At 67.6% G+C, this 11,059-nt stretch carries 11 protein-coding genes; 5 read left to right on the top strand and 6 right to left on the bottom strand.

Annotated elements, in window-relative coordinates; genetic code table 11:
- Nucleotides 1-404: 404 nt before the first annotated feature.
- Nucleotides 405-1,082, bottom strand: a complete 678-nt coding sequence (locus tag ACIRC0_RS39510; RefSeq protein WP_403626933.1) for a hypothetical protein — start codon at nt 1,080-1,082, stop codon at nt 405-407.
- Nucleotides 1,083-1,384: 302 nt separating this feature from the next.
- On the opposite strand from ACIRC0_RS39510, the gene ACIRC0_RS39505 reads away from it, so the two are divergent.
- The 3 genes from ACIRC0_RS39505 (at nt 1,385) to ACIRC0_RS39495 (ending at nt 4,524) form a co-directional block, all read left to right on the top strand.
- A complete protein-coding gene (locus ACIRC0_RS39505) occupies nt 1,385-2,635 on the top strand; it encodes a hypothetical protein (RefSeq protein ID WP_403626930.1) in 1,251 nt (416 codons plus the stop codon).
- Between the two features lie 64 nt (nt 2,636-2,699).
- Nucleotides 2,700-3,977: a NucA/NucB deoxyribonuclease domain-containing protein gene (locus ACIRC0_RS39500; protein ID WP_403626927.1), complete on the top strand. Its 1,278-nt coding sequence runs from the start codon at nt 2,700-2,702 to the stop codon at nt 3,975-3,977.
- 19 nt (nt 3,978-3,996) lie between these two features.
- Complete coding sequence (locus tag ACIRC0_RS39495; protein WP_403626924.1) at nt 3,997-4,524, top strand: hypothetical protein; 528 nt, start codon at nt 3,997-3,999, stop codon at nt 4,522-4,524.
- Between the two features lie 107 nt (nt 4,525-4,631).
- Here ACIRC0_RS39495 and ACIRC0_RS39490 read toward each other — a convergent pair whose 3' ends face one another.
- The 4 genes from ACIRC0_RS39490 to ACIRC0_RS39475 all read right to left on the bottom strand — a co-directional run bounded on the left by ACIRC0_RS39490 (nt 4,632) and on the right by ACIRC0_RS39475 (nt 7,891).
- Complete coding sequence (locus tag ACIRC0_RS39490; RefSeq protein ID WP_403626921.1) at nt 4,632-6,095, bottom strand: UvrD-helicase domain-containing protein; 1,464 nt, start codon at nt 6,093-6,095, stop codon at nt 4,632-4,634.
- Nucleotides 6,092-6,571, bottom strand: coding sequence for a hypothetical protein (locus ACIRC0_RS39485; RefSeq protein ID WP_403626918.1), 480 nt, complete (start codon nt 6,569-6,571; stop codon nt 6,092-6,094). The genes ACIRC0_RS39490 and ACIRC0_RS39485 overlap by 4 nt, the downstream gene beginning before the upstream one ends.
- A gap of 2 nt (nt 6,572-6,573) precedes the next feature.
- Nucleotides 6,574-7,458, bottom strand: a complete 885-nt coding sequence (locus ACIRC0_RS39480; protein ID WP_403626915.1) for a DUF6083 domain-containing protein — start codon at nt 7,456-7,458, stop codon at nt 6,574-6,576.
- A 169-nt stretch (nt 7,459-7,627) separates the two neighbouring features.
- Nucleotides 7,628-7,891 carry a helix-turn-helix transcriptional regulator gene (locus ACIRC0_RS39475; protein WP_403626912.1) on the bottom strand — a complete coding sequence of 88 codons (264 nt, stop codon included), beginning with the start codon at nt 7,889-7,891 and terminating at the stop codon, nt 7,628-7,630.
- Between the two features lie 175 nt (nt 7,892-8,066).
- Between ACIRC0_RS39475 and ACIRC0_RS39470 the strand changes: the two genes are divergently transcribed.
- Nucleotides 8,067-9,086: a hypothetical protein gene (locus ACIRC0_RS39470; protein WP_403626909.1), complete on the top strand. Its 1,020-nt coding sequence runs from the start codon at nt 8,067-8,069 to the stop codon at nt 9,084-9,086.
- 246 nt (nt 9,087-9,332) lie between these two features.
- Nucleotides 9,333-9,983, top strand: coding sequence for a hypothetical protein (locus ACIRC0_RS39465; RefSeq protein WP_403626907.1), 651 nt, complete (start codon nt 9,333-9,335; stop codon nt 9,981-9,983).
- A gap of 188 nt (nt 9,984-10,171) precedes the next feature.
- Here the strand turns inward: ACIRC0_RS39465 and ACIRC0_RS39460 are convergent, their stop codons facing one another.
- Nucleotides 10,172-10,699 (bottom strand): hypothetical protein, encoded by a 528-nt coding sequence (locus ACIRC0_RS39460; protein WP_403626904.1) that lies wholly within the window; start codon nt 10,697-10,699, stop codon nt 10,172-10,174.
- Between the last annotated feature and the right edge of the window lie 360 nt (nt 10,700-11,059).

Below are 11,059 nucleotides of genomic sequence, written 5' to 3'. Positions count from 1 at the left end.
CCGCGGTGAGGCCACCCCCATCGGGATACCGCATCCCCCAGGGATACACCCACCAGCGAGATCACCGTCACCCTAGGCCGAAAACCTCAGTAGTCACGCGGAGCTGCCGCTGGATTGTGCGGCAGCTGTGTCCCGCTTCCAGCAGTGCGTGGACGGTGGCGTGCGTGGTGCAGGTGCGGTCGGCGAACCGGTGGCCGGTCGGCCATGGCGACGACGAGCTACTGGCTTATGCTCGCGACCACCGCCCCCATGGGGACCTGAAGCCGTTCAGGACTCACGCCAATGCCTGCTCGCCTTGAGCACGCCGATCCGCTTCTTCGCCACCCGTCAGCGCTCCCGGGCAGCCCCGCCCGCACGATTGCAACAGAGGTCGGAGCACGGTGGTGTTCGGCTCGCCCGGCGGGTCAGCTCAGGCCCAGCTTGGACAACGCAGTGGTCCAATCGGTGGCGATGGCCTGCTGGGCAGCAGCGAGGGTGACCTTGCCGTCGCAGACCGCCGTGTGCAGCTTCGTCTCCACCGGGTCCTTCCTGTTGTTGATCCCGCCACCGGACTGGTGACCGGGGTCAGCCGGCTCTACCCAGAGGTTCCTGGGATCGTTGGGGTCGCCGCCAAGCTGAAGGCTCAGAAGATGATCATACTCGGCGTCCCCCAGACGGCCGGTGTAGCCGTAGGAAGCCGCATTCAGCTTCTTCTCCTTGCTCGTGACCGAGACGGGCGGCCGGATTCCCTTCGTGTAGCCGCCCTTGCGGCAGATCGTCGACTTCAGGTTGGCCTGGGTGACGGCCGGTGAGGTCGCGCCCGGAGTGCACTTCGGGTCCGGAAGCGGCTCGCCCTTCTCATACCGGTAGTGGCAACTGCCCGCCGGAGGCTGCTGCTGGACGGAGTACGTCGACTGCGGGCCGGCCCCGATGGGGATCGTATGCACCGACGCGTCGCTCGCCGACGCCGCCGCCGAGGCGCCAGCCGCCGGGCTCTCTCCTCCAGACGAGCCCGAGCCACTGCCCGATGAGGCAGGGGAGCAGCCAGCCAGCACCACACAGGCGAACAGGACAGACGGCACGGCGTAGCGCATGGAATGCATGACGACCTCTCACGAGCAGGTGGTAGCTGAGCAGATACTCCCCTACCTGGCTGCGGTACTACCGCGCCGGGTCCGGCGCGAAGGGGCACGGACGTCGCGTGGCATCGCACTGCTGGGGTGACGGGGATCACGCGTGGATATCGAGCCAACTCATCCTATGAGCGGATAGGCGTTGAGGGTGTGGCGGTAGTTTCCCCGGTGACCACACTTGATCGTTTCTTGGGGGAACCTTGTCGCGTTCACGCGCGAGATTCTTGGCTTTGGCGTGCGCTGGAGCCACCGCACTCACCATTCTCGGCACGGTGCCGCCGGCCAGTGCTGCTCCGCCCAACGATGCCTGCGGCATCCTCTACAACGCACGCATCACCTTCTGGGCCATGACCTGCAGCCAGCCGGGTGAGCCGATGATCGGCGGCTTCGCGACCTGGCGCAACGTGCCGATCACCTTCGACCAGACCGACACCGGCAGCGCAACGGTGCAGGCGTCCAACTACTTGCGGGTCACGCCGAACACCGAAAGCAGCCCGCTCGCCGCCAACATTGAGATCGGCCTGTACGCGCAGAAGACAGGCAAGACCACGTCCACCTACGGGCCGCGCTGGTCGGAACTGACCACCAGCGGAGGACGCACGAAGGCGATCACGGCCGGCGTGAACCCGACCAAGCCGGACAACCGCAACCACACCTACATGACCGTCCGCCAGGACAGCGGCAACCAGTGGGACGTGCTGTACGACTTCAACAAGGTGGGCTCCACCACCAGCCAGCTCAAGGTGCCGCGGGGTAATCCCAACCGCATCGACGTCGGCCTGGAGGTGACCGGCCCCACTTACATCAACATCCCGTCGATCGCGGACCGGATGCAGTTCATGGGCGAGAACAAGGCGTGGAAGCAGGTGGCCACCCGCAACGTGGCCAAGTCCGTCACGCTTCCCGCGTGCAGCGCCACTTACAAGCCGCCGAGCTGCTTCACTACCAAGCTCGCCGATGCCACGAACTTCATGCAGTGGACGGTCTCCAAGCCCCGTCGGCAGGCAGCCGCCCTCGCCTCAACGGATGCGACGTCTCCCGCCCCGGCCCGCCGCTCGGGCGTCGACAGCCTTACCGGCACGTTCAACGGCGTGGACCAGCAGGCTCTTCAGAGCTGCCTGGAAAACGACCCGGACAGCTGCCTGGCGACCGTGCCCGGCCTCGCCGACTGCGTGGTTACCGTCCGGGTCTGCAATGCCGCGGCCTTGCCGCCTGCCAGTAGCGGCCTTGAGGACACCACGGGCAGCGCCGTCGTTTGGGCCGCCGACATCCGCGCCCAGGCCGCGGCCGCCTTCGAAGTCCCCGCCGACACGCTCACCCTCACCCCGCCCACCGCGCCCGCAGGACCGAAGGCACGCGTTCGCGCCGCCGGTAGCGACGCTGCCTGGACGGTGACCTCTACCGGTTCGACACCTGGGCTGCAGCGCACCGACCAGCGCTTCGACGGCTTCACCGCCCGCTACTCCGCGCGTACGGGCGCGCTGCTGGATGCCTGCTGGGGTGATCTGTGCGACGCCTCGTGACCGCTGTCCCCCGGCCCCAGCAGCAGATGGCGCCCAGCCCGGTATGCCCGCAAGGAGTTTCCAGGTGAAGACCCGTACAGCAGTGGCACGTTGTGCCCGCGGCGCCGCCACCGCTGCCGCCCTGATGCTGCTCACCGCGGCCACCACCGCCGCCCGTCCCGCACCGGCCACCGCACAGGCCCCCGAGCCGGGCGCGTTCGTCGACGCTTCCTCGGTCCCCGCCGGGCAGCTGCGCGGACTTGACCATCCCATCCCGCTCGCCGACTACGCGCGCAAGCACGGCTCGCACCTTTCCGCGCCGCGCGCAGTTGCCGCACCGGACGACCAGCAGGACCTGCGCCAGCAATGCGCCGCCCACGCTACGCAGGCCAACACCGTGACCGGTTGGATCAAGTCCCGTTTCGAAAGCTGCCAGAAACGGCCCTACGATCTGGTCCTGCGCGACAAGAACGGCACCACCGCCATAGGCCGGCTGTGGTTCGACATGTGGATCCTCGGCTTCTCCTACGACGGCAGCCGCCGTGTCGACTACGTCGCCAGCATCGAGAACATCCGCGTGCAGGCCGCCCCCACCGAGGACGCCACCAAATGGAGCGTCGGCCAGCACTTCCGTCACAGCATCGACGCCTCCAGCAGCGACCCCGATCCCCAGGTGACCGCGCCGCAGACCGCCGCTCGTGACGAACTGCTCGGCGAGTGGGACCGCACACCACAGTGGAGCCTCACCTACACCTCCCCCGACAAGGGACCCCTGTTCGACCAGGGCAACCAGCAGCGCGTCTACTCCACCGTGTCCATGGACCTGAGCGTCGCCTCACCCAACGCCGCCCCCTACACCGACGGCGTTGACGCCTACCACCCCAACGTCCGCTACGACTACGCCGGGAAGGTCGCCGGCAAGTTCAAGGGCACCGTCTTCACCCAGGCGCGGGTGGAGCTCGTCATGAGCCAGAAAGACCCGGCGGTCAAGGAAAGCGCACTGCACATCTACGACGCCCAGAACCGCCCTGAGCGCACCTTCCCCTCCTGGCCCGGCAAGACTGTCCCGGGCGCGAAAGAGCCCCTGCACCGGCTGATCAACAAGGACAAACAGAAGGCCAACCGGGACCGCTCGATCAAGGAATGCGAGAAGGTGTGGGGAAACTACGCCGGCACTGACCTTCAATGTGACGAGTACCCCTTCGCCTCCACCAAGGAAGGATCCACGAAGGGCGACAACCGGTTCTCCGTCCGCCTGATCGAGGGCGACGACAATGAGGCCGGCGGCCGCAGGCTCGACGAGATGTACACCCTCAACCGCATGCTCGACGGCGACCCCTTCTACGTCAAGATCACCAACTAGCAGGAAAGGCAAGCCACCCATGGCACTCCTCGCCGAATACAGCTGCAAGGCCACACCCGGCCGCCGCGTCGTGGAGATCTACGACGCGGACGCCTACCTCGGCGACGACGACGCCATGAAAGCCGCCCGCACACAGGTGGTAGCCGGCAACGGCTACCACCTGTACCTGCGCAGCCTCCAACCCGACATCGACGTCGACGTCACCATCCGCCTCTGGGACACCCCACCCACCCCACCCGCCGACGCCGAAGGCCACATCGACATCAGCATCGAATCCGAGACCGGCATCCTCGTCATCAACCAGCTCAGCCTCGGCCCCGCAGGCGAAATGACCCTGCCCCGCCCCGGCGTCTACGAAGGCCACGCCTGGTGGACCAACCGCCAAGCCACCGCCGACTACTACGACACCACCCTCACCCAACTCACCGACGACTCCCCCGACGGCTGGCTCACCCAAGCCTGGAACAACTGCCCCGTCACCGAACGCTACGTCCTCGACCTCGCCTACATCCGCGAACCCGAACCCATCGAAGACGAAGACCTCTGATGCAGAGCGGGAAGATCGAGTAGTTCATTTGGGCCAGAGGGCGCGCCCGATGAGAAGAGTTGAACCGCTGTCGTTCGGGAAATTCGCCCAATGCGGGCTGTGCATCATCAGGCCAGGTTTCCGTCCGGGTGGTGGTCGATCCAGGACAGGCCACCCATGTCCAATCGCTGGCGGGTGCGGGTGACGGCTACGTAGGCGAGGCGGGCCTCACTGTCATCGATCGGTCCGGGAACAGGGCATCCGTTGTCATCTTCTTGATCGCTGTCCTTCGGCGGGGTGAAGTCATCTGCGATCGTCACGCAGGGCCATTCGCGCCCCTTGGCCTTGTGCGCGGTCGAGACGGTCACCTCGGCCTGCTGCTCGGGAGCAAGTCGAGAAAGCGCCTCGAGGATGGCGTCAGTGCCGTGCTTGTCGATGAGGTCAACCAGCGGCTGCAAGTCGCGTCCGGCCGGGTCGTGGGCAGCGTAGTCCTGCAGCTCTCCCCAGGTTGGGAAGAGAAGAAGTTCGGGGTGGCTGGTGCGGCGGCCTTCCTTCAGGTCGCGGGCGGCCAGTGCAAGGGCCCGCAGGCTTTCCCCTCCGCCGGCCAGAGCGACCCGGCGTTCCGCGGAAATCAGGGCCATGACCTGGGTCATGGCGCCGACGTTGGTACGGCACAGGACGGCGTCAGGACAGGCGACGGGGCCGAGTTCTGTGGGCACGGTCGGCGTGCCGGACAGGCGGATAGGAGCGCCTGCGATGCGCAGCCAGCGGTTGGCCTCCTGGGCGAGCTGGGGGCCGAAGCGGAAGGACTGCGACAGGGCAAGGTGAGTGCCATCGAAGCCGGTCATGACGTCTTTGGCGCCGCGCCACTGGTAGATGGCCTGGGCCGAGTCGCCGACCATCACCAGCTGGGCGTGACCGCGCTGGTCGAGAAAGACCTGTTCGACGACGGGGTTGGTGTCCTGGGCTTCGTCCAGGAGGAGGAAGTCCGCGGGGAGTCTGGGACCGGTGAGGGCCCAGATTTTCAAGTAGTGGTCGTGGTCAAAGCGGGCACAGCCGTCGTCGGGGTTTTGCAGGTCCGCCCAGGCTTTGCGGGCGAAGGGGACGATGTGGGCGGCGAGTTCGGCGTGCAGGTCTTTGTCTTCCAGGCCGCGCAGGTGCGGGACGTGGTGGCGTGTGATCTCTTCGTCGGCGGTGTGGCAGAAGCGAGCGACGGTGCGCAGGGTGGTGTTGGAGAGTGCCTTTTGTGACAGGTCGCGGTCGCCGATGCGGATGTCTTTGGTGATGCCGAGGGCGTGTCCGGTCTGCCAGGCGGGGCGGCGGGGTGCGTTCAGGCGGCGGGCGTAGTGGTGGCCGACAGCAGCGTAGGCGAGGGCGTGGGCGGTCCTGCACTGGACGTTTGACGGGAAGCGGGCGGTCGCGTCCTGCGCGATGGCCCGGTTGTAGGCGAGGTAGCGGCCGCGGCGTTTGGTGGTGCGGGCAAGCAGGGCGAGGGTGGTGGTTTTCCCGGACCCTGCGCCGGCTTGCAGGGCCAGGTGGTCGCCGGCGTTGAAGGCGTCGGCTGCTGCGGTCTGTTCGTCGGTGGGGTTCAAGGCATGGGTCCTTCGGGGAGCCGGGTGAGCGCGTGTCCGACGGCGGACAACAAGTACGCAGGGGTGGTGTGGGCGAGGAGCTGGCGCACTGCCTTATCGAGACGGTCGGCCTCCTGGTCGGCGTGTTCGGCCAGGGCTCGGTGGAGGGCCACCTGAACGAAGCGCTCCGGTGTCTGTCCTCTGCGGCGCGTTGCGCACTCGAGGACGGACTGAGCTGCTGGTGAAAAAGCGACATTGAGCAGGACCTGGCCGTTGGCATCCGGATAGTGGGTGGTGATCACGTCGATGGGAAGCCGGGCGGCTTTCAGGCGGCGGCGCAGGCGGTGGGCGGCTCGGTCCGGGGTTTTGGCGCCCATGAGGGCCATCAGGCGGGTGGCGTCGTGGTTGGCCGCGAGCGGCCAGATACGGGCAGCGTGGCGGAGTTCGTCCGCGGCAAGGGGCCGGGTCAGCAGGATTTCCAGGGCGTGGTGCGGCATCGTCACCCGTTCCGGGGATGATTGGCCGGAGCGTGGGGCAGGCGGGTGCGGATGTGTGCCGCGTGCAGGAGGGGGTCGAAGATCTGCCAGCCGGCCAGAGCGAGATCGGCGGCACCGTCGGTTGCGGGGTGTGCGGGGCAGCGCTGGGTGCGCCAGCGCGTCTGTTCGGTGTAGGGCAGGTGACTGAGGTCGTAGACGGCCATCTGTGTGTCGAGCAGAGCGAGTTGATCGCCTTCGGATTCGGCGGGCAGCAGTCTCCAGACTCCTCCGTCGAGGTGGGTCGGAGCTAGGACGGGATTCGTGCAGCGGTTGCGGTGGCGAGTCTGGGCCACGCAGCGAATGTGCTCGAGAGGGCTGTCGGCGAGATAGCGGCTCAGGAGCATCTGCACGATAGGGCGGGCGGGCTCGGAGGCGCTGACAGCGGGTGCGTTATCGGTGGGCGGGGCGGCGGTGAAGGCGCCGGTGTTAATCAGGTGGCGGGTTCGGACGGCGAGGTGGCGGGTTCGGACGGCGAGGTGGCGGCGTACGGCCTGAAGGTGCAGGCCGATGCGGGCCGTGGGCGTGCTACCTGGGCAGAGCACGGTGTGGGGGATGCGGCACCAGGGGCTGCCGTCGCCGTGGGGGTGGGCGAAGCCGCTGCTGAGGTGCCAGCGGCAGGCGTCCGGAACGTGCGCGACGGGCAGTTCGGCGGGATGGAAGGCGATGGGGCGCTGGTCGGCGCGCTGGTAGAGGTCGATGGGGTTACCGCATCGGCGGCAGCGGCTGCTCTGGCCGGCGCGCAGCAGGCGGCTGGGGCTGGTCGCGGCCACCCGCAGCGGGCGGGGGTGTCGTCGGTGGCGGGGGCTGCCGTCCCAGTGACAGCCTGCCTGGGCAGTGTTGGGGCACATGCCGGGGACCATGCCAGGGGGCGCGCCGTGGTGGCTGAATCGGCGAGAGGACTGTCCTGCGAACGGCCCAGCAGGGGCGAACGAGCGCACGAGTGAACGTACGGGTTTTCGCGTGCGGCTCGCCGGTTCGGATGATTCGTGCGCGGCGGGCGGCCGGCGGCGGAAGGGCTCAGGTGGCCTTCGGCCCGGGTGGGGTGTGGTCGTCGCAGAGCGCGCCAAGGAGTTGCTCGATGGGCACGTCGAAGGTGTGGGCGAGGGTGTGCCAGGTGGTGATGCTGCCGGTGGTGCGGCCGTGTTCGAGGTCGATGAGGGTGCGCCGGGCCAGGCCGCTGCGGTCGGCGAGTTCGTCGAAGGTCCAGCCGCGTTCACCTCGCAGGCGCGCGAGTTCTACGCGCAGCGCGGCGAGGTCGGGATCGGGCGGCAAGATCGTCACCCCACCATCCGACGGTGCAGGACCCTGCCCTGCCAGTGCAGACTTCTGCACTATTTGCCTGGAGGAAGGGTGACGTTCGCAGTGCAGGACTCTGCACTACGGTGCGGCCGTACCGGACGCCCTCTTGCAGGGCATCCGCCATCACAGCACGGACAGATGGGAGGACGACAGGCCGATGAGGCTGGCCGACGCGCATGCCGCGGTGCGGCGTATCTGGACGGTGGAGCTCCGCCCGCGGGCGGGCGGACCAAGCCTCGTCTGCCCGCACTGCACCGCCCACACCCCTCCCCTCAAGGCAAGCTCTGCGCGATCCGCCGCCCTGGCGCATCTGGCCTGCCACGCCCGCACCGACGTACTGCCGGGACATCTGCGCACCTGCCAGTGCCGGGCACAGGGCTGCTGCTGGCATCCGCGTCACCGCGGATGCGCAGGGCCGGTACTGCTCGCCCTCACCCGAGACCGCGGCGGCCGCACCTGGCGCCTGGCCGACACCTGTGCAGCCTGCGCCGCGGCGACGAGTCATACCGCCGTCGTGCCGGACACGCTGGTCGGCCGTTTCCAGTCACATCCTTCCCACCGCCCGTCGACTCCCCCACGCAACAGCCCCGAGTCCGGATTCGACCAGCGAGTACGTGTGCGGGAGATGCTCACCTACCTCGCCTCCGCACTGCCCCGCTTCACCTCACCTGCCGCCAGACTGCTGGCCCTGCAGTGCGCCCTGCGGACCGACACCCGCGGTCAGGTCGGACTGCCAGCAGGTCTGCTGGGCGGCATGCGCCTGCGCATGCGCAGGGAACTGTGGGAAGAACTCGCTCACAGCGGCTGGCTCGAGATGCCGGATCTCAAGCCGACCCACCTGAAGGTGCGGCTGCTGGATGCCGCGGTCCTGGACCAGGCTCCCGGTCGCAGCGCGCGCCGCCGTGCCGCGCACTGGGCACTGCGTCCCGCGCCGCTGCTCGTGCCGCCCACCGCACCACATGCCCTGCGGCTGACCGCGCTCGTGCTGGCCGCGCACACCTCTGCCCAGGTCCACCACAGCACCGGCATGGACGTCCTCGCCCGCCTGTGCGGACACTCACCCCACCAGACCGCGGAACTGCTGGACCGGCTGACGTGCAGCCACGCTCTGGCCGCCTGGCGTCACAACCAAGACACCGACGAAGTCTTGTGGCAACTCCCCCACCAACAGGCCTGAAGTCATCCCGCTGCACGCCCAGGCAGCCCCATTCATTGGAACCATGAAGCTCAGGTTGAGAAATAGACATCACTCAAGAAGAACAAAAGACTCCACCCATCCGTACTATCTCTACGCCGGGCAACGCGCAGCAGTCATCTCCGCTGCCGCTCGGATCCCAGCCCGAGAACACAGGCGCTTGGCTCTCTGCGCCCGCACCACAGGTGCTGAACGCACGGCCAGGAAACCGAGAGAAGGAGTCGCCCCATGTCCATCACGACTGCCGGCAGTGAACTGACATCGCAGTACGCCGCACAGGTGATCAGCGACCTCGAACGCAACGCTAAGGAGCAGGAACGCATCAGTGCGGAGATTGCCGCGCTACAGGAGCAGCTGGCCGCACTGCAGCATGACCACTCCGTGCTGATCCAGGTGCAGCAAGTCCTTGGGCTTTCGCCGACACCGGTTCAGCCCGCAGCCGCCCCGAGCAGCGCCACGGTGCCTGCTCCGCGCAAGAAGGCCGCTGCTGAGCCCGCCGCGGGCAAACGGACGCGCGCCAAGAAGGCAGCCGGCACACAGGACGCCACGACCAGCAAGAAGCCAGCAGCCAAGAAACCCACGAACAAGGCTGCAGCCGCGAAGACGGCCCAGCCCACGCTGGTCGAACTCGTCCGCAGCCACCTCACCGAACAGAGCGAACCGCGCTCCGCGGCCGAAGTCGCCACCGCGCTCGGCCAGGCGCATCCCGAGCGAGGCATCAAGGCCACCGTCGTGCGTACCACCCTCGAAGGACTCGTCGCCAAGAACCAGGCCCAGCGGACCAAACAGGGCAGCTCCGTCTTCTACACCGCCCCCGGTGCGGCCGAGCAGACGGCCACACCAGTCCAAGGCCAGGCAGAAGCCGGGCAGGCCGAGTAAGCCGTCGGGCACCGTGCTGCCGCTGCGGCGGCATCAGCTCACCAAGAGCATTGCCCGATACGGCCGCGTCGACCTGCTCTGCATCGGCCTATGCCGAGACCGCGACTATGCCGAGAAGGATGTGGGCGAGCGTCATCGCGGGCTGCGTGGCAGCTGTTCTGCTCGGCATTGTCGACGGCGCGGACCACCTATCCGGCCCAGGGGTTCGGTCCCTGTTTGAGGACGACAAGCCCGCGCGCTTGGTCGGCGGGCCAGAGGTCGATCCGATAGAGGAAGTGATCGCCGGGGCCGCCGTTGGTGTCGACCGCGGGTGGGTCAGAGGGGACGTAGGAGACCCGGGCTCGCAACAGCCCGGCGGGAACGGTCATGCCTGGCCCGTCCTCTGGGTGGACTCCTGGGCTGGACACGGCGAGTTGGCCCGTCGGGGCATCCAGGTCCACCTCCACGATGTGCACGGCCGTCAGCTCGATCAATGGCGCGGACACATGCACGGTGATCAGCGATTCGACCATGTCATCCCGTGCGGTGCCGACGGAGATCGAGTGCGGTTCCACCCCGATGCGGTGAACGTGGACTGCTTCGTCGGTCCAGCCGGCTGGCGGCAGCTCCGGGTCCATCGCGTGTTCAGCCATCCACGCGTCATAGGGCTCAAGGTCTTGGACATAGAACTGCCCGTGATCGGCATCGATCAAGAACTTCAACGAATCATCGGCCACCGCCGCAGGCTATCGAAGCGGACTGTCACCCCCGGCTCCGCACCCAGCCAGCGCCTTCCCAGGAGGTGACGACAGGCTGCGAGTAGCCGGCTGTCGCCTTGTCATGGATTTCTTCCAAGTGCGTTCGCTTCAGGTGACAGCCTGCGAGCTTCTTCTGTCGAGACCAGGTCAGCATGGGCCGTACGGTAACGGCTCACAGCCGATCATGGAACCGCCACTCATGCTCATCCAACGCCCTAACAAATAAAGGTAACTTGGCCGAGGTTAACTGGCCGTTCTCTATCCGGTCGTGCGCTCGGTCTGGTTCGAACGGGGTCCTGGATCGAGTGACTTGTGGGCTGGTGGGGCATAGAGGAAGGG

The sequence above is a fragment of the Streptomyces sp. NPDC093984 genome, from assembly GCF_044764595.1.
Taxonomy (GTDB): domain Bacteria; phylum Actinomycetota; class Actinomycetes; order Streptomycetales; family Streptomycetaceae; genus Streptomyces; species Streptomyces cynarae.
The sequence above is the reverse complement of the archived record's forward strand: the minus strand, read 5'-3'. Positions and strand labels throughout refer to the sequence as shown.

What these genes read in the sequence shown, in the direction of transcription:
- ACIRC0_RS39470 (WP_403626909.1), top strand. Translation starts at nt 8,067, where the DNA reads ATGAGGCTGGCCGACGCGCATGCCGCGGTGCGGCGTATCTGGACGGTG.
- ACIRC0_RS39485 (WP_403626918.1), bottom strand. Translation starts at nt 6,571, where the DNA reads ATGCCGCACCACGCCCTGGAAATCCTGCTGACCCGGCCCCTTGCCGCG.
- ACIRC0_RS39480 (WP_403626915.1), bottom strand. Translation starts at nt 7,458, where the DNA reads ATGTGCCCCAACACTGCCCAGGCAGGCTGTCACTGGGACGGCAGCCCC.
- ACIRC0_RS39495 (WP_403626924.1), top strand. Translation starts at nt 3,997, where the DNA reads ATGGCACTCCTCGCCGAATACAGCTGCAAGGCCACACCCGGCCGCCGC.
- ACIRC0_RS39465 (WP_403626907.1), top strand. Translation starts at nt 9,333, where the DNA reads ATGTCCATCACGACTGCCGGCAGTGAACTGACATCGCAGTACGCCGCA.
- ACIRC0_RS39510 (WP_403626933.1), bottom strand. Translation starts at nt 1,082, where the DNA reads ATGCATTCCATGCGCTACGCCGTGCCGTCTGTCCTGTTCGCCTGTGTG.